Source organism: Polaromonas sp. P2_G11 (genome assembly GCF_056403595.1).
In genome coordinates this window covers 12,923-30,645 of record NZ_JBFUFE010000006.1, presented here as the reverse complement: position 1 = coordinate 30,645, position 17,723 = coordinate 12,923, and the positions used below count along the sequence as shown (strand labels likewise).

Annotated in this window: 18 protein-coding genes; 7 read left to right on the top strand and 11 right to left on the bottom strand. The window is 60.8% G+C overall.

The features are described from left to right. Nucleotides 1-19 precede the first annotated feature (19 nt). From AC1DWQ_RS20240 to AC1DWQ_RS20230, 3 genes are all read left to right on the top strand, one after another. Nucleotides 20-874 carry an enoyl-CoA hydratase-related protein gene (locus AC1DWQ_RS20240; protein WP_477671249.1) on the top strand — a complete coding sequence of 285 codons (855 nt, stop codon included), beginning with the start codon at nt 20-22 and terminating at the stop codon, nt 872-874. A 98-nt stretch (nt 875-972) separates the two neighbouring features. Continuing rightward, nucleotides 973-1,275 carry a hypothetical protein gene (locus AC1DWQ_RS20235; RefSeq protein ID WP_477671248.1) on the top strand — a complete coding sequence of 101 codons (303 nt, stop codon included), beginning with the start codon at nt 973-975 and terminating at the stop codon, nt 1,273-1,275. Beyond that, nucleotides 1,272-1,913, top strand: coding sequence for a hypothetical protein (locus AC1DWQ_RS20230; RefSeq protein ID WP_477671247.1), 642 nt, complete (start codon nt 1,272-1,274; stop codon nt 1,911-1,913). The genes AC1DWQ_RS20235 and AC1DWQ_RS20230 overlap by 4 nt, the downstream gene beginning before the upstream one ends. Here AC1DWQ_RS20230 and queF read toward each other — a convergent pair. The 7 genes from queF to AC1DWQ_RS20195 form a co-directional block, all read right to left on the bottom strand. Further along, nucleotides 1,894-2,721 carry an NADPH-dependent 7-cyano-7-deazaguanine reductase QueF gene (gene queF, locus AC1DWQ_RS20225; protein WP_477671246.1) on the bottom strand — a complete coding sequence of 276 codons (828 nt, stop codon included), beginning with the start codon at nt 2,719-2,721 and terminating at the stop codon, nt 1,894-1,896. The genes AC1DWQ_RS20230 and queF overlap by 20 nt on opposite strands. A gap of 70 nt (nt 2,722-2,791) precedes the next feature. After that, the gene (locus AC1DWQ_RS20220) at nt 2,792-3,685 is read right to left on the bottom strand and encodes an alpha/beta fold hydrolase (protein WP_477671245.1); all 894 of its coding nucleotides are present in this window, start codon (nt 3,683-3,685) and stop codon (nt 2,792-2,794) included. A 163-nt stretch (nt 3,686-3,848) separates the two neighbouring features. Further along, nucleotides 3,849-4,682, bottom strand: a complete 834-nt coding sequence (locus AC1DWQ_RS20215; protein ID WP_477671244.1) for a 2OG-Fe(II) oxygenase — start codon at nt 4,680-4,682, stop codon at nt 3,849-3,851. Nucleotides 4,683-4,697: 15 nt separating this feature from the next. Further along, nucleotides 4,698-5,474: a peroxide stress protein YaaA gene (gene yaaA, locus AC1DWQ_RS20210; protein WP_477671243.1), complete on the bottom strand. Its 777-nt coding sequence runs from the start codon at nt 5,472-5,474 to the stop codon at nt 4,698-4,700. A gap of 83 nt (nt 5,475-5,557) precedes the next feature. Then, complete coding sequence (locus AC1DWQ_RS20205; RefSeq protein ID WP_477671242.1) at nt 5,558-6,148, bottom strand: DUF3501 family protein; 591 nt, start codon at nt 6,146-6,148, stop codon at nt 5,558-5,560. Between the two features lie 9 nt (nt 6,149-6,157). Continuing rightward, nucleotides 6,158-7,507, bottom strand: coding sequence for a (Fe-S)-binding protein (locus tag AC1DWQ_RS20200; RefSeq protein WP_477671241.1), 1,350 nt, complete (start codon nt 7,505-7,507; stop codon nt 6,158-6,160). A gap of 115 nt (nt 7,508-7,622) precedes the next feature. Beyond that, nucleotides 7,623-8,045, bottom strand: a complete 423-nt coding sequence (locus AC1DWQ_RS20195) for a rubrerythrin family protein (RefSeq protein WP_007867167.1) — start codon at nt 8,043-8,045, stop codon at nt 7,623-7,625. Between the two features lie 419 nt (nt 8,046-8,464). On the opposite strand from AC1DWQ_RS20195, the gene AC1DWQ_RS20190 reads away from it, so the two are divergent. The 3 genes from AC1DWQ_RS20190 (at nt 8,465) to AC1DWQ_RS20180 (ending at nt 13,494) form a co-directional block, all read left to right on the top strand. Continuing rightward, nucleotides 8,465-10,255 carry an FAD-dependent oxidoreductase gene (locus tag AC1DWQ_RS20190; protein WP_477671240.1) on the top strand — a complete coding sequence of 597 codons (1,791 nt, stop codon included), beginning with the start codon at nt 8,465-8,467 and terminating at the stop codon, nt 10,253-10,255. After that, on the top strand, nt 10,252-10,452 hold the full coding sequence (locus tag AC1DWQ_RS20185) for a DUF2783 domain-containing protein (protein ID WP_477671239.1): 201 nt from the start codon (nt 10,252-10,254) through the stop codon (nt 10,450-10,452). Before AC1DWQ_RS20190 ends, AC1DWQ_RS20185 begins: the two co-directional genes overlap by 4 nt. 114 nt (nt 10,453-10,566) lie before the next feature. Further along, nucleotides 10,567-13,494 (top strand): valine--tRNA ligase, encoded by a 2,928-nt coding sequence (locus AC1DWQ_RS20180; RefSeq protein WP_477671238.1) that lies wholly within the window; start codon nt 10,567-10,569, stop codon nt 13,492-13,494. A gap of 242 nt (nt 13,495-13,736) precedes the next feature. Here the strand turns inward: AC1DWQ_RS20180 and AC1DWQ_RS20175 are convergent, their stop codons facing one another. Further along, nucleotides 13,737-14,750 (bottom strand): NAD(P)-dependent oxidoreductase, encoded by a 1,014-nt coding sequence (locus AC1DWQ_RS20175; protein WP_477671237.1) that lies wholly within the window; start codon nt 14,748-14,750, stop codon nt 13,737-13,739. Between the two features lie 124 nt (nt 14,751-14,874). Between AC1DWQ_RS20175 and galU the strand changes: the two genes are divergently transcribed. Then, the gene (gene galU, locus AC1DWQ_RS20170; RefSeq protein ID WP_477671236.1) at nt 14,875-15,795 is read left to right on the top strand and encodes a UTP--glucose-1-phosphate uridylyltransferase GalU; all 921 of its coding nucleotides are present in this window, start codon (nt 14,875-14,877) and stop codon (nt 15,793-15,795) included. An 18-nt stretch (nt 15,796-15,813) separates the two neighbouring features. Here galU and AC1DWQ_RS20165 read toward each other — a convergent pair whose 3' ends face one another. The 3 genes from AC1DWQ_RS20165 to cysM form a co-directional block, all read right to left on the bottom strand. Beyond that, nucleotides 15,814-16,041 carry a sulfurtransferase TusA family protein gene (locus AC1DWQ_RS20165; RefSeq protein WP_007867181.1) on the bottom strand — a complete coding sequence of 76 codons (228 nt, stop codon included), beginning with the start codon at nt 16,039-16,041 and terminating at the stop codon, nt 15,814-15,816. A gap of 67 nt (nt 16,042-16,108) precedes the next feature. Further along, complete coding sequence (locus AC1DWQ_RS20160; protein WP_477671235.1) at nt 16,109-16,675, bottom strand: NUDIX hydrolase; 567 nt, start codon at nt 16,673-16,675, stop codon at nt 16,109-16,111. 115 nt (nt 16,676-16,790) lie between these two features. Further along, entirely contained in the window at nt 16,791-17,693 is a 903-nt protein-coding gene (cysM, locus tag AC1DWQ_RS20155; RefSeq protein WP_477671234.1) for a cysteine synthase CysM, read from the bottom strand. Nucleotides 17,694-17,723 lie beyond the last annotated feature (30 nt).

Genomic DNA, 17,723 nt, shown 5'->3' with positions numbered 1-17,723 from the left:
CCTCACTTAGAGTGGCGGCATGAACGCCACCCCCCTCCCCCCTCTTACCTGCTTCACCCTCAACATCACCGGCCACGTCGCCCACCTGGTGCTGAACCGCCCCGAGGCGATGAACACCATGCACCCGAGCTTCTGGCGCGAGCTGGATGCGGCGCTCACGCACATCCACAAGGCCGGCGAGGCGCGCGTGCTAGTGATCTCCAGCACCGGCAAGCACTTCAGCGCCGGCATGGCGCTGGAAACCTTTGGCAGCGACATTGCCATGGACGACAAAAGCCCCGAAGGCCGAGCTGCCATCTTTGACATGCTGGGCGACATGCAGGCCACCTTCACCAAGCTGGAGACGCTGCGCATTCCGGTAATTGCAGCCATCCAGGGCGGCTGCATAGGAGGGGCCGTCGACATGGTGACGGCCTGCTGCCTGCGCTACGCCACGGCCGACGCATTCTTCTGCATCCAGGAAATCAACATCGGCATGGTGGCCGACGTGGGCACCCTGCAACGCCTGCCCAAACTGGTGCCGCTGGCGGTCGTCAAGGAATTGGCTTACACCGGGCGGCGAATGCCGGCGGCCAAGGCGCTGGGCTACGGCCTCGTCAATGAAGTGTTTGACTCGGCCGAGGCGATGCTGGCGGCCGCCATGCAATGCGCCGGCGAGATTGCCACCAAGCCGCCGGTGGCCATCTGGGGCACCAAGCAGGCCATCCACTACACGCGTGACCACTCGGTGGACGACGCGCTCAAGCAGATGGGCTGGCTGCAGGGCGCGATCTGGAGCAATGCGCATGTGCGTGAGGCGGTGACGGCCATGAAGGAGAAGCGCGCGGGCGACTTCAGTGCGCTGGCGCCTTTGAACCATTTCCGCGACCTCTGAGGCCTGCGGCGCCGAGCCGGTGAATCTCCCTCAATTGGAGGATGCAGTAGTGCGATACAAGTTCTAGAGTGGTTTCCCGTGCAACCGAGGAGCTGTTCGTGAAAACACCGCCTTCCGTCCCCACTGCGGCCCGCTTCACATTTACCGTACTGGCCCTGCTGCTCTCGGTGGGGAACAACCATGCGCAGCTCGGAAAGCCGACCTACACAAGACCGGCACCGGCCAAATCAGAACCCACGACCGTAAAACACGATGCAGGGAAAGACAAACCCGTAGCCTATGACAAGTCCGCGAAACAGAGTTCCGAGCTGGGCGTGAGCGGAGGCACCATCTGCCATGTGGATCCCGACCGATGCCCGGACGATCACGTCCCTCCGAAACAGAAAAAGGTGGTGCCATGAGCACAGCCACCGTTGCGGGCACGCTCCGTGCGCAAAAGACGCTTCCTGAACAGCTGCTGCCATGGACGGCATTGCTGGGTGCTCTGGTCGGCGCGGTCTTCAGCGGCGTGCAATACATCGATGCCAAAGACAAAGCCCGGGTTGATCGCGCCTTCGCCTACGTCAATGAATTCAAGTCCGAGGCGATGATGAAAAACCACATCATTGTGCAGGCCGTGAGCGACGCCGTGACCAGCGAATACAAACAGTACCGGGAAGAGCTGGCTCGCGACCCAAGCCTTTCAGCGGAGCAGAAGAAAAAATTCAAGACCCAGTTCTACTTCGACGCCTACATAGGGCGTTACAGGCGAAACCCGGAATTCAGCGCCGCTATCGGGCGGTTGTCTCTTTTTTATGAAGAAATTGCCATTTGCGCCCAAGAAGCGCTGTGTGATCCCAAAACGGTTCTTCGCTTTTTCCAGCAGGGAGCATCGGATTTTCTGGACAACACCAAGCCCATCCTTTGCGAACAGCGCCAGATCTGGAACGATACGGAGGGAACGGTGATTGCACCGGCGCAGCAGATGCTTTTCAAGAAAACCCTCCTTGGCTGCAGCGAATGGTCAGGCCGGTCGCCCGCTACTGCCGGGCAGTCCTGATGCTGGGCGGCAGCGCCTGCGGATGGCTGGTGCGAAACGGATTGATGTCCAGCCCGCCGCGGCGCGTGTAGCGCGCATATACCGAGAGCTTCATGGGTTTGCAGCGCGTCCAGACGTCCATGAAGATGCGCTCCACACATTGCTCATGGAACTCGTTGTGGTTGCGAAAGCTCACCAGGTACTGCAGCAGGCCTTCCTGGTTGATCTGCGGGCCGGCATAGCGAATCTGTACGCTGCCCCAGTCGGGCTGGCCAGTGACCAGGCAATTGCTTTTGAGCAGGTTGCTGGTCAGCGTCTCTTCAACCGGCGGTTCGTCGAACTCGGCAAACAGCAGCTCGGGCGTGGGCGTGAAATGAATGCACTCCACGTCGAGCCGGTCCAGGTTCAGGCCGTCGAGTTCATGCACTGGTTCGCGGTCGAACAGCTCGGGGCCCAGCGTCTTGATGCCCACGCCCATGCCGACAGCACCGTTCAGGTCGGCGCGAATGCGTTCCCGCACATCGCGTGCATCGGCAAAACGCGTGTTGTTAAAGCTGTTGAGGTAAAGCTTGAAGGATTTGCTTTCGACGATGTTGGGTGATTCGCAAGGCACGGTGATGTGGGCCAGTGCCACCTGCGGCTTGCCGCGCATATTGAGCCAGCTCAGCTCAAACGCCGTCCACATGTCTGCGCCGAAAAACGGCGGTGTACCGGTGACGCCGATCTCGGCACGCTTGCCTTCGCGCGGTATCGGGAATAGTAGCGAGGCGTCGTACTGGTCGATATAGGCCGACGATTTGCCGAGCTGGGATTGTTCAGGGGTGTTCATGCACCCATTTTCGCCGCTAACCGCTGCCAGGCTGAAAGCCGCCGTACAAAGCCCCAGGCTATGGGCTGTATCAGCTTGCCGCTTTGAAGTGGGGGATCAGCAGCGCCAGCAAACGGTCAACAACACCCGGCGGCAAATCGTGTCCCATGCCTTCAATGCTTTCAAAACGCGCACCAGGAATGCGTCTTGCCGTGTCCTGCCCGCAGGCCATGGGCACCAGCCGATCTGCCTGGCCGTGCACCACCAGCGTCGGCGCCGTCACCCTGGCAAGTGCCGAGGCGCGCGCACCGTCAGCGGCAACGGCCACCATCTGGCGAAGAACCCCCTGCGGATGGAAGCTGCGCTGCGCCGCAGCAGCGACTTTTTCGCGAATCTCGGCATCGTCCATGGGAAAGCCCGGGCTGCCGATGGCCTTGAGCAGCTTCACCGTGTGGTCGATGGCGGCCTGCACACCTCTGCCGGCAGGCCGGCTGAGCAGCACGCGGGTCACAGCCGGGCTGGCTTCCGGCAGGCCGCGCGCGCCGCTGGAACTCATGATGCTGGTCAGGCTGAGCAGGCGCGATGGCGCCAGCACCGCGACGCGCTGCGCGATCATGCCGCCCATGCTCACACCCACCACATGTGCCTTGCCGATTTGCAGCGCGTCCAGCACGCCCACGGTGTCGGCGGCCATGTCTTCAATGTTGTAGGGCGGCCGGATACGCCAGCCCATACGGAACTTGAGCCCCTCCCACAAAAGGCTAGGCGAGCCAAGGTGGTCAAAGTGCTGCGAAAGGCCGATATCGCGGTTGTCAAAGCGCACCACACGAAAGCCGGCATCAGCGATCGCCTGCACCATGGCCGGCGGCCAGGCAATCAGCTGCATGCCCAGCCCCATGATGAGCAACACCACAGGCCGGCCCGTGGCGTCACCGGGGTGGGTGTCTTCAATCTCAATGTCGATGTTGTTGGCTCGTATTTTCATAAGGCATTATGGTCTCCGCTCCCCGAATCGCGTCAATCGCCGCGTCGCCGAAGCGTCTCCATGCATCCTGCCAGCAGGGGCCGCGGAACGGGCTTTGCCCGGCCGCAGGCGCCGTCCCCTGCAAGGGGGAAGGCGCTACACGCAGTGAGCGTCCGACAGGGGTTTACGTGAACTCCCGCTGGCGAAGCCATTTGGTGGCAATCCATTTCTCGCCAGTGGTAACCGGCTCGCCGCCATGCAGCGTGAGGCTGGAAGGCAGCGCCAGTGGATAACTGAAAAACACCGCATTGCCGCGCCGCGGCGCCACCCGCACTTCGATGTCGGGGAACACCGTGGCGCCGCCTTCCTCGGGCTCATGCAGGTACATGATGAGCGTCGCCACGCGCTGGCCGCCACGCTGCAGTATGGCGGGCGTGCCGGGCTCGGTCGGATCAAAGTAGTCATAGTGCGGCTTGTATTCGGTGCCGGGCCCATAGTGAAGTACCTGCAGCCCTTCGCCGTTTTCCTGCGGCCAGCCGAAGATTCTGGCAATACGTGCCTCCACCTGGCGCACCACGGCGTTTTCAGCGCGCCTGAAAAACATGCCCTCGCTGGTACGGTCAGGGTTGAGTTCCTCTCCGCCGGTCTTGGTGTCTACCGTCAGCGAACGCACCAGACGCGGCCGGGCGGCCTCCATCAGCGCCTCGCATTCACTCGGGCCCAGCAGGTTGCCCAGCACGATGACATTGGGTATCTGGGCGAAAAAAAGTATTTCTACCCACTTGTCGCCGGCATCGACCATGTTGTTGGTGACCGGCAAAGCCAGCGCAGGCACAACCACTGCGGCGAGATCTTCGGGCGTCAGCCGCACCGCCCGCGTGGCGGCGTCGCGGTTCCAGCCGGCTGCCAGCATGGCGTTAAAAATCTCGTCCCTGGAGTGGCCGAGGTTTGCCTGCGCCGTCATCCACGCCAGCACTTCCGGCGTGAGCTGCTGGTCGGTCCGGGCGGGCGTGCTCATGCGGGGATGGGCTGCTCAGGCGGCCTGTTTGCGGCGGAACACCAGCCGGTCGGGTTCGGACACTTTGGGATCAAATCGGTAGCCTTCGGCGTCAAAGCTCTCAAGCTTCTTGACGGTAGACAGCTTCTTTTCAATCGCATGGCGCACCATGAGCCCACGGGCGCGCTTGGCAAAAAAACTGATGACCTTGTACTTGCCGGCCTTGTATTCCTCAAAGACGCAGCTCACCACGCGCGCCTTGAGCGTCTTGCGGTCCACGGCCTTGAAGTATTCCTCGCTGGCGAGATTGACGATGACCGGTGTGGTGTGGGCAGCGGCGCGCTCGTTCAGGTAGGCGGAGATTTGTGAGCCCCAGAACTGGTAAAGATTTTTGCCTTGGGGTGTGGCCAGCGGCGTGCCCATTTCAAGCCGGTAGGGCTGCATGCGGTCCAGCGGGCGCAGCACGCCGTAAAGGCCGCTCAGAATGCAAACGTGCTCCTGCGCCCAGGCGAGTTGTGCCTCGCCTAGCGTTTTTGCATCGAGGCCACCATACACATCGCCGTCAAACGCCAGCGCGGCCTGTTTGGAATTCTTCGCGGTGAATTTCGGCGACCAGGCCTGGTAGCGCGCGACATTCAGGCCTGCGAGCGAATCTGACAGCTTCATCAGTTCGCTGATCTGCTGCGGGGTTCGGGTTTTGAGCACGTCAATCAACTGGGCCGACTGGCGGGTGAAGAGGGGTTGGGTGTGGGTCGCGACGTGCGGCGACGTGTCGTAGTCCAGGGATTTGGCCGGCGAGATGAGAAACAGCATGCTTTGGAGTTGTGGGGGTAAGGCAAGTAAGGCGAAACCCCCACTTTACGACAGGAGGGTGGCGCCAGGCCATGAGCCTTCAACTACCGCAGGTCGCTGGCCAAAGAGGCGAGCGTTTCAGCCGCAATCGTGGTGTGCGCCGGGTAATGCGTGTGGTCGCAGCCCAGTTTCACGCTTGCGCCTGCCTTGACAGCCGCGCACATGGCCGCGTCCAGCTCAAAGCGCACAAAGTGCACAGCCGAGGTCTTCTCGTCGTTCTCGCGGTCCATGTCCTCGTCGGCAATGGCGTAGACACGGGCATGGCCTTCGACCTCGATGAACATGCGGTCTTCCACACCGATCAACCGGGCCAGTTCGCGCTTGCGTTCGTTGACGTCGGGGTACTCAAGCATCAGCGTGCCCTTCCAGTTGGTCCCGTCGGGCATCAGTGGGGCATAGGCTTCGATCTCCTGCTCTATGCCCTCTTCTTCAAAGATTTTCTCCACGCGCAGCATCTCCTGGATCTGGTAGCGGATGCTGGTTTCGCTTTCAAACTGCAGGTTGATGTGCTCACCCAGGCGCACGCTGCGCAGCTTGCGGTGGGCGATGATGGCCGGCTTGTTCTCCTTGCGGTATTTACTGTAGGCCTCCAGCGTCATCAGGGATTCGCGGGTGATCTTTCCGGTGGTCTTCATGGTGTGATCTCATTTCAGGCCGTAGGCCGTGCGTATCAGCGTGAGCGGGTGCTTTTGCGGCGGTGCACCCAGGCTGTTGACGTCAAAGCCCTGGGCGATGTGGTGGCCGCCCAGCGGGCAGTCGCTGCTGATGACGTCAGGCAGGCCGCCGTCTTTGTGGCTGGCCATGGCTTTAAAAAGCGGCTTGCCGATCTTCATGGCCTGCTGGTGGTAGGGCACCTTCACGCCAAAGGTGCCGGCGTGGCCCGAGCAGCGCTCATGCGTGTGCACACTGGTGCCCGGCACCATCTTGAGCATTTCCTCGGTTTTCTTGCCGATGTTCTGTACGCGGCCATGGCAGGGGATCTGGTAGCTGATCTTGCCCAGCGGCTTGCTGAATTCGGTCTTGAGCAGGCCGTCGCGCTTGCGGGCCATCAGGTATTCAAACGGGTCCCACATGTGTTCCTTGACGAGCTGCACGTCGGCATCGTCGGGATACATCAGCGGCAGCTCCTGCTTGAACATCAGCGTGCAGCTGGGTACGGCGCTCAGGATGGCGTAGCCCTCTTTGGCGTATTTCACCAGCACCGGGATGTTGGCCTCCTTGCTGGTGTTCACCGAAGCGAGGTCGCCGAGCTCCAGCTTGGGCATGCCGCAGCATTTTTCTTTTTCGACCAGCACATAGGGCACTTCGTTGTGGTCCAGCACCTTGAGCAGGTCGTCACCTATGCCAGGCTCGTTGTAGTTGATGTAACAGGTGGAATAAATCACGACCTTGCCGGGCGTCTTGGCGCCGTCTTTCACCGCGTGGGGCGGCGACTCCAGCGCGCCGGAGCGGAATTTTTTCGTGGCCAGGTCGGGCAGCCAGGCGTTTTTGTCGACGCCCAGCACTTTTTCCATCACGGCGCGGGCCGGTTTGGTTTTGTTGACCGCGTTGGCCACCTGGACCACGATGGGAATGCCCGCGAACTGGCCGTGCACATCGGTGGACGACAAAAACCGTTCACCCGCACCCACCTCGCCCTTCTTGAACTTGATGGCTTTGGCGCGCAGCATGGTGTGGGGGAAGTCGAGGTTGAACTCGTGCGGCGGCACATAAGGGCACTTGGTCATGTAGCAGAGGTCGCACATGTAGCACTGGTCGACCACTTTCATGTAGTCCTTCTTGTCCACACCATCAACCTCGCCGGTCTTGCTTTCGTCGACCAGGTCAAACAGCGTAGGGAAAGCGCCGCACAAACTCACGCAGCGGCGGCACCCATGGCAGATGTCGAAGATGCGTTCCATCTCGTGAAGGGCCGCGTCTTCGTTGTAGAAGTCCGGGTTTTTCCAGTCGATCGCGTGGCGCGTGGGCGCCTGGAGGTTGCCTTCTGTGGCCATGCTTGCCTCTTCTTTTGAATCTCAGGTGGGGGTTTGAGAAAAGACTCTCGTGCGAAATCTTTTCCAAAACCCGCCACGCCTCGCGGCGCAGCGAGGGACACGCTTGTCCATCCAGTCAGTCGACCAGTTCGGCCAGCGCTTTGCTGTAGCGGTTGGCGTGTGAACGCTCGGCCTTGGCCAGGGTCTCAAACCAGTCGGCCACTTCATCGTGGCCTTCGTCGCGTGCGGTTTTGGCCATGCCTGGGTACATGTCGGTGTACTCGTGCGTTTCGCCGGCCACAGCAGACTTGAGGTTGTCGCGCGTGGCGCCAAACGGCAGGCCGGTCGCGGGGTCGCCGCACTGTTCCAGCCATTCGAGGTGGCCGTGGGCGTGGCCGGTTTCACCTTCCGCAGTGGAGCGGAACAGCGCCGCGACATCGGGCTGGCCCTCAACGTCGGCCTTGTTCGCGAAATACAGGTAGCGGCGGTTGGCCTGTGATTCGCCGGCAAATGCGGCTTTCAGGTTCTCTTCCGTCCTGGAGCCTTTAAGAGCAGCCATGGAAATCTCCTTCGTGGGTTGATAAACGAACAAATCGCCAATGCTTCAAACCCACACCCGACTTCTGGCGCAGGACCGAAGACCTAAACACCATAGACCTGTTGGAGGGATTCGTCTAATTGCCGGAATCAATGCATGCCATTAATTAAAACTATCAAATTAATATTATTAATAAATTTAACAAATTAAAGAAGGGCAACCATAGCCAGCGACGTACGGCAGACAAATTCATCGTATCAATTACGTTATGGTAAATTTATTACGGATAGGTAAACAATACTGTCCGAGTTGCCCACCGCACCGGGCCTCCAGGAAAAGCGCGTGCCGGCGCCTCGCATTTGCTACTCTTTTGATAGCTGCTTGCGCTTGACCGGTATGGCTAAAACGCCTAAAACACGTAAGAACCGCAGGAACAATCCATGCCGGAGACAAGCACAAAAGGCAGCGCCGCTGCGGCCACACTGCCGGCCGCGTTCACCAACGGCTATGAATTTGCCCAAGGCACGGGCTACACCCTGCCCGAATACCCGTTCGTGGAACCGCCCGAGCTGCAAACAGGCGAGGTCAAACGGCACGGCGTCGTCATCGTTGGCGGCGGCATCACCGGCCTGACGCTGGCCTGTGCGCTGGCGCAGTACGGCATCAAGGCCTTGCTGCTGGACGAAGACAACACCGTGGGCGTGAAGGGCGCGTCGTCGCGCGGCATTTGTTATGCCCAGAAAACCCTGGAAATCTTCAAGCGCCTAGGCATTTACGAGCGCATCGCCGCCAAAGGGGTGCAGTGGAGCGTGGGCCGCACCTTTGCGGGCGCCGACGAGGTGTATTCGTTTGACCTGCGCCAGCAGCAAACGCATTCACTGAGCCGGCAACCGCCCTTTATCAATATCCAGCAGTTTTATGTCGAGGGCTTCCTGGTGGAGCAGCTCTACCGACCCGCGCCTGAGGACCGCCTCATTGATCTCCGCTGGAGCCACCGCGTCACGGCCTTTGAGCAAAACGACGACTTCGCGACGCTGCAGCTTGAAACGCCTGCGGGCAGCTACACCCTGCAGGCCGAACATGTGATCGATTGCACGGGCTCGCGCAGCCCGTTTCGCGCCTGGTGCGGTGCGACGGTCACCGCGCAAAAGGGCGACGACCGCTGGTGCATTGCCGACGTACGCTTTAAAAACCCGCCGCCGGTGGAGCGCCACACCTGGATCGAAGCACCTTTTAACGAAGGCCGCGCCGTGTGGCAACACCTGATGGCCGACGGTGTCTGGCGCATCGACTACCAGATGCCGCCGCACGCCAACCCCGAAGAAGTCAGCCGTGAGGACGTGGTGCGCGCCCGCCTGAAGGCGCAGTTCAAAAGCCAGGCGGGACAGGTGCTGGACGATGGTGACTATGAAATCGTCTGGGTCGGCCCCTATGCCTACCGCAGCGAATGCCTCGACAACCTGCGCCATGGCCGCGTGTTCTTTGCCGGTGACGCGGCCCATGTGATGAGCCCCTTCGGCGCACGCGGCGGCAATTCGGGTGTTCAGGACGCCGACAACCTGGCGTGGAAGCTGGCCGCTGTGCTGCAAGGCCGCGCCGCGCCCGCATTGCTCGACAGCTATCACCACGAAAGGCATGAGGCGGCGAAGCACAACGTGCTGATCACCAACCGCACCGCGCGCTTTCTGCGGCCGGCCGACGGCGCGGAGCGGCTGTTTCGCACGGCGGCATTGGATCTGGCGCGTGAGCACCCGTTTGCCCGGCAGCTGGTGAACACCGGGCGCATGTCGACGCCCAACCACTACACGCGGTCCGGCGTCTGCGGGCCTGCGGGCGGGCGGGCCACGCAGAACGCGGGCTTCTCCTGGGCCGATGGCAGCTCAGGCGAGCTGCTGGACTTGTTGACGTGGGCTCATGGGCGCCTGCTGCTGCTGGTGTTTTGCGATGTATCCGGCGCCGGGCTGGCGCGGCTGGCGGCGCTTTCCAGGGAAGCGGACGTGCGCTGCGTGCAAGTGCTCGGGCCCGGCGAGAAAGCCGCCGCAAGGGAGCACGTGATCGACCGCGAAGGCCATCTGCAGGCGACCTGCCATGTTTTTGGCCATGCCTGGGCGCTGCTGCGGCCCGACGGACACGTCGCCGCAACGGGCGAAAGTACGGATGCCTCGGTGGTTCACGCCGTCGCAAGCGCCATGGGTGCGGGCGCCCGCCACGAAACAAGGGATCCATCATGAAGCCAGACAGCCCCCTGATCACCCGCCTGCATTTTCAGGACGCCGATGCGTTTTACGAATACCTGCTGGACGCCCACCAGGGCCTCTCCAGGGAGGAATCCGAGCTGCTCAACGCCCGGCTGATCCTGCTGATGGCCAACCAGCTGGGCGACACCGCAGTACTGCAGGCTTGCGTGGCCGCGGCCCGCCACGCCTGAGCACTACAGGGCCAACGGCCGGCTAGCCGCAACGGCCAGCCCCAGTCGAATAAAATCAGCGGAGTTTCACCCAACCCAAGGCGGCATCCCTTCGATGCCGTTTTTCATTGCCCCATGACCAACGCTGCCGCCCCTGCCCTTGCCGATACCGCCAACACAGCCCCCGAGGCCGTGAAAGTCTCCACGCCGGGGCTGGACGGCCTGGCCAAGTCCTTCGAGCCGGCCGCCATTGAAAGCCGCTGGGGGCCCGAATGGGAGCAAAGCGGCCAGTACGAACCCACGCTGGACGCGGCCAAGCCTTCGTTTTCCATCCAGCTGCCGCCGCCCAATGTGACAGGCACGCTGCACATGGGCCATGCCTTCAACCAGACCATCATGGATTCGCTCACGCGTTACCACCGCATGCGCGGCCACAACACGCTGTGGGTGCCCGGCACCGACCATGCCGGCATCGCCACGCAGATCGTGGTGGAGCGCAAGCTTCAGGGCGAGGGTGAAAGCCGCCACGACCTGGGCCGCAAAAATTTCGTCGCCAAGGTGTGGGAATGGAAGGAAGAGTCCGGCACCACCATCACGCGCCAGATGCGCCGCATGGGCGACTCTGTGGCCTGGAAGCACGAGTACTTCACCATGGACCCGAAGATGTCGACGGTCGTCACCTCGACCTTTGTGCAGCTTTACAAGCAGGGCCTGATTTATCGCGGCAAGCGCCTGGTGAACTGGGACCCGATCCTCAAGTCCGCCGTGTCCGACCTGGAAGTCGAGAACGAAGAGCGCGACAGCTTCATGTGGCACATCGAGTACCCCTTCAGCGACGGCCCGCAGAAAGCCGCTGACGGCTCGGCGCTGCGCGGCATGCACATTGCCACCACACGGCCCGAAACCATGCTGGCCGACGGTGCGCTGGCGGTGCACCCGGACGACGAGCGCTACAAGCACCTGGTCGGCAAGATGGTCGACCTGCCGCTGTGTGACCGGAAAATTCCGGTGATCACCGATGACTATGTCGACCCCGAATTCGGTAGCGGCGTGGTGAAGATCACCGGCGCGCACGACTTCAACGACTACCAGGTCGCCCTGCGCCACAACCTGCCGCTGATCACCATCTTCACCTTGGACGCGAAGATCAACGAGAACGGCCCGGCGCAATACCAGGGCCTGGACCGTTATGACTGCCGCAAGGCCGTGCTGAAAGACCTGGAAGCCCAAGGCTTCCTCGAAAAAGCCGTGCCGCACAAAAACATGGTGCCGGTGTGCGCGCGTACCGGCGCGGTGGTCGAGCCCATGCTGACCGACCAGTGGTTTGTGGCGCTCAGCAAGGTGAGCGATCAGGATCCGACCGGAAAATCCATTTCGCAAAAGGCGCGCGATGCGGTGGCCAGCGGCGACGTGAAGTTCGTGCCCGAGCAATGGGTCAACACCTACAACCAGTGGATGAACAACATCCAGGACTGGTGCATTTCGCGCCAGCTCTGGTGGGGCCACCAGATCCCGGCCTGGTATGACGAAGACGGCAAGGTCTATGTCGCTGAAAACGAAGCAGCAGCACAGGCCCAGGCGCCCGGTAAAAAACTCACGCGCGATGAAGATGTACTCGACACCTGGTACTCGTCGGCGCTGGTGCCCTTCTCGTCACTCGGCTGGCCCGAAAAGACGAAAGAGCTCGACCTCTTCTTGCCATCAAGCGTGCTGGTCACCGGTTACGACATCATCTTCTTCTGGGTCGCCCGGATGATCATGATGACGACGCACTTCACCGGCCAGGTGCCCTTCAAACACGTGTACATCCACGGCCTGGTGAAAGACGCGCAGGGCAAGAAGATGAGCAAGTCCGAAGGCAATGTGCTGGACCCGGTCGATTTGATCGACGGCATCGAACTGGCGCCCTTGCTGGAAAAACGCTCGCAAGGCCTGCGCAAGCCCGAGACCGCGCCGCAGGTTCGCAAGAACACCGAGAAAGAATTTCCGGCCGGCATCCCCGGCTACGGTGCCGACGCGCTACGCTTTACGTTCGCTTCGCTCGCGAGCCTGGGACGCAGCATCAACTTCGACAGCAAGCGCTGCGAGGGGTATCGCAATTTCTGCAACAAGCTCTGGAACGCAACGCGCTTCACGCTGATGAACTGCGAAGGCCAGGACTGCGGGCTGGAAGACCACACCAAAGAGCAATGCGCACCCGGCGGCGAGTTCCACAACTACCTGAGCTTCTCGCAGGCCGACCGCTGGATTTCATCGACTATGCAGCGCGTGGAAGCCGACGTGGCCAAGGGCTTTGCCGACTATCGTCTCGACAACGTCGCCGGAAGCATTTACCAATTCGTCTGGGACGAATTCTGCGACTGGTACCTCGAAATTGCCAAGGTACAGATACAGACCGGCACCGACGCGCAAAAGCGCGCCACACGCCGCACGCTGATCCGCACACTCGAAGCCATCCTGCGGCTGGCGCATCCGGTGATTCCGTTCATCACGGAAGAGCTGTGGCAAACCGTGGCGCCCGTCGCCGGCAAAACAGGCAAATTCATCGGCGTCGCGCCTTACCCGCAAAGCCAGCCCGAGAAAATTGACGTGGTAGCAGAAGCGCATGTCATCAAACTCAAGACGCTCGTGGATGCCTGCCGCAATCTGCGCGGTGAGATGAAGGTGTCTCCGGCTACCCGCATGCCGCTTTATGTGCTGGGTGACACCGCCTTTATGCAGGGCGTCGCCCCGGTGCTCAAGGCACTGGCCAAACTCAGCGAAGTGAAGGTGTTCGACGACGAAGCCAGTTGGGCCGCTGCAGCGCAGTCTGCACCTGTGGCCATCGTCGGCGAAGCGCGCCTGTGCCTTTACATGGAAGTCGATCTGGCGGCAGAAAAGATTCGCCTGCAAAAGGAAGAAACCCGCCTGGCAGGAGAAATCACCAAGTCCGAAACCAAGCTCGCCAATGAAGCCTTCGTCAACAAGGTGCCCCCGGCCGTACTGGAACAGGAACGCAAGCGCCTGGCCGATAACCAGGCAGCCCTGGCCAAGATTCGCGAACAACTGACACGTTTGAAATAAGCGCCAGACCACCACCAGTAAAAAGCCCCGCATTGCGGGGCTTTTTTTATTGATCGGGATGCGAAGCGAGCCCCCGTAAGACCCGCGAGCTGCGTATACGCCAAGACCAGTCAACTGCAACGGTAAAAGATGGATGGTTCTTCACCAGCAGGGGCCGCGGGACTGGCTTTGCCAGACCGCAGGCGCAGCACCCCTCGGGGGGCAGAGAGCTACACGAAGTGAGCGAACGTGGGGGCCAACATCTATCTGATCATGAATTCAGGTTCAGACCACTGCGACGGCGGGACACTGCCTGGCTCCAGGCCCATGGGAGTGCTGGTCAACTGGTCCATGCCGCTGTGCTGCGTGCCCAGAGCTTCATGCATACGGTGGGCTACATACCAGCTCGAGCGCAGGCGTGCCTCGCGTGTGTGGGAGCCCAGGCGTGGCGTAACAAACAGGTTCTTCAACCCTTTGAGCGGTGAGGTGTCACCCAGGAAACTTGCTTCAGCGCCGTCCAGGATGCAGGCCTCAATCCGGCCGTCGCACAGCGCAGCGGCCAATGCGCCTTCATCAAACAATTCACTGCGGCTGATGCCAACCCACAACTGGCTGCGCTTGCAGCCCGCCAGCAGTTTGTCGTTCACGAAACCCCGGAACCGGGTGGCGTACAGCATCTGCACTGACACCGCATCAGACTGGCTGACCAGCTCGGACAGCGAAACAGGCTGTATGCGCAGGCGCTCCCAAATGGGCGCGGTGTGATGAACCGCCGGGTCATAGCCAACAAGCCGCACGCCGAGCCCGCTCAGCATGCCGGCCAGCGTGTGCGCCGTCGGGGCCAGGCCCAGAATGCCCACGGTGCTGCCATGAAGCTCGCGCCCCATTTGCGTCGTGGGATGGCGGCGTCCCATCAAGGCCGAGACAAGGCCGCGACGGTACAGCAACAACAGGCTGCTCAAAAGATATTCTGCGTTGGAGCGGACGTTGGCGCTGCTGGCATGCACGACCTTGATGTCGCGCTCCTTGCAGGCCTCCAGGTCGGTGTTGTCGGTTCCTACGTGCAGGCGCCCGATGGCCTTGAGCCTGGGCAGGAAATCGAGGAACTCGCGCGTGACCACAGTCTGGCGCGGAAAAACAATGCCTTTGGTTTTGTACGCGATCTTGCGCAGCGATGTCAGATCGTCGGCAAGCTCTGGATGGTAGGCGACGCCATGCCGGGTTTCAAGCCAGGCCATTGCTTCGGGCACTAACGCATCAAGAAGTAAGATGTCCACTCAGTCAATCCTTTTTCCTGCAAACTCTCGATTGCGTGCTGTGCTCACGCAGATTCGGGCATTTGTCCGACCCACGCGCTGTACCAACAACGCAACACTTTAGGCTTTTATTCGGTCAAAGTCGATGCAAAAATTTACATTAAATAAAGCCGTTTTCCCGGTTGCTGGTCTCGGCACCCGTTTTCTGCCAGCCACCAAGGCCCAACCCAAGGAAATGCTCCCTGTGGTGGACAAACCGTTGATCCAATACGCAGTGGAAGAAGCCTACGCCGCAGGCATCCGACACATGATTTTTGTTACTGGACGCAATAAACGGGCCATCGAAGATCACTTCGATACTGCTTATGAACTAGAGAACGAACTTGAAGTAGCCCAAAAGCACGCACTGCTATCGCTGGTGCGCTCAGTCCAGCCGGACGACATGAATTTTTCTTATGTGCGCCAGCCCCGGTCCCTGGGTTTGGGCCATGCAGTGCTCTGCGCCGAGCACCTGGTGGGCCAGGAGGCTTTTGCCGTGTTGCTGGCCGACGACTTGATGGTCGGCCCGAAAGGCGGCCAGCCGGTGCTGGCCCAGATGGCGGCGCAATTTGCCGAGGTCCAGCAATCCATTTTGGCGGTGCAAGAGGTCCCCCTCGATCAAACCCGCCGTTACGGCATCGTAGCCACGGAAGGCGCCAGCACCGGCCTGATGAAAGTCAAAAGGATTGTCGAAAAACCGGCGCCGGAAGTGGCACCTTCACGCATGGGTGTGGCCGGACGCTACATCCTGACGCCCGCGATTTTTGAGCACATCCGAAAGCAGACTTCCGGCGTGGGTGGCGAGCTGCAGCTCACCGACGGCATATCAAGCCTGCTGGGCCAGGAGAGCGTGTATGCCTTCCAATACGAAGGCAAACGCTATGACTGCGGGAGTAAGGAAGGTTTCCTGGAAGCAACCGTAGAGCTGGCGCTGGAGCACCCTGAAGTGGGCGTGTATTTCCGGAATTACCTGGACAACCTGCAAATTGGCTGGTCGGGCCGTGAACGTCGCAAACAGGTGGCCTGATAACAGCCTGTTACAGAATCAGCGCCGCTTTAAAACGTGAATAAAGTCACTACCGGCAACCTGTTGCTCGACCAGTTCGTTGCCGGTTTGTTTGGCAAATGCCTGGAAATCACGGGTAGAGCCGGCGTCGGTTGACACCACACGCAGCAGCTGGCCGCTGAGCATTTCCGTCAGCGCTTTTTTGGCTTTCAGGATGGGCAGCGGGCAATTGAGGCCGCGGGTGTCGAGTTCTTTGTCGATGTTCATGAAAATCCTTGGGTTGCCGCGATTTTAAGCAAAGCGCAAAGCCCCTTCTGCCCGGCAATATCCGGTTTTACCCGGCCTTGCTGTCGCCGTCCGGTTCCACTTTGCTCAGCACGGTAGCCCAATCCACAAACTCAGGCTCATGGCCGCGCGTACGCAGCCAGTCGGCCAGCGCGTAACCTGTGCCCGCAGGCCAGCATTTGAGCTTGTCCAGGTCGTAGAGCCGGTAGTCCACCAGTTCTGGCGACAGGCTGACCTCCCCCGTGCAGACCGCATGGTAGGCAATGATGATCTGGTTCATGCGCTGGAAGTCATAGACGCCGATCAGGTCCAGCGAGGTGGCGTCCAGGCTGGTTTCTTCCTTGATTTCACGGGCTATGCCGCCTTGTGGCGTTTCCCCGGCTTCCATGAAACCCGTGATGAGCGCGTACATCTTGCCGGGCCAGGCGGCATTGCGGGCCAGCAAAACCTGGCCGTTGTACTCAATCACGGCTGCCAGCACGGGCGTAGGGTTGTTCCAGTGGGTATAGCCGCAGGCCGGGCAACGCAGCCGGGCCTTCTCGCCGCCGTCTTCCATCTGCGACACCATGGCCAGCGGCGTCGCGCAGTTGGGGCAAAACCTGAATTCGTGGGTCATGGTGAAAAAAGGAAGAGAAAAGAGGATATTGAGGAAAGAAGCCCGCTATCGTTTTAATAGCTGCTTGCGCTCGTCACATATGGGTCAAAGCCCATTTTGATCTCAAAAAAATGGCTCAAGCCGGAAATACGCCGGTAGACAGATAGCGGTCGCCGCGGTCACAAACGACAAAGACAATCACGGCGTCTTTCACGGTTTTGGCGATTTCCTGTGCCACCCAGCAGGCTCCGGCCGCCGAGATGCCGGCAAAAATGCCCTCTTCCCGCGCCATGCGCCGGCACATGTCCTCAGCGTCAGCCTGGCTCACCAGTACCAGTTCATCGACCTGGCGGGGGTCGTAGATCTTGGGCAAGTACTCTTGTGGCCATTTGCGTATGCCGGGAATGCGCGAGCCCTCGCTGGGCTGGGCGCCGATGACCTTGATCGCCGGGTTTTTCTCTTTCAGATAGCGGGAAACACCGGTAATCGTGCCGGTTGTGCCCATTGCACTGACAAAATGTGTCACTTTGCCTGACGTATCTGTCCATATTTCAGGGCCGGTGGTCTCGTAATGGATGCGCGGATTGTCCGGATTGGCGAACTGGTCCAGCACCCGGCCCTTGCCTTCTTTTTGCATCTGGTCGGCCAGGTCGCGGGAATATTCAATCCCGGCGCTTTTCGGTGTCAGGATCAATTCGGCGCCAAAAGCCTTCATGGTCTGGGCGCGTTCGATGCTCAGGTCCTCCGGCATGATCAGGACCATCTTGTAGCCCTTGATCGCCGCGGCCATGGCCAGTGCAATGCCCGTGTTGCCGGAAGTGGCTTCAATCAGCGTGTCGCCGGGTTTGATGTCGCCGCGCTCTTCCGCGCGCTTGATCATCGACAGCGCCGGGCGGTCTTTCACGGAACCTGCGGGGTTGTTTCCTTCGAGCTTGCCCAGGATGACGTTGCCGCGGGCGGCGTTTTCGACGGCGTAAATGCGTTGCAGCGCGACCAGAGGCGTTTTGCCAATCGCGTCTTCAATGGTTGGATAGTTCATGGCCACACTGTGCCATAATTTGAGGCTTCG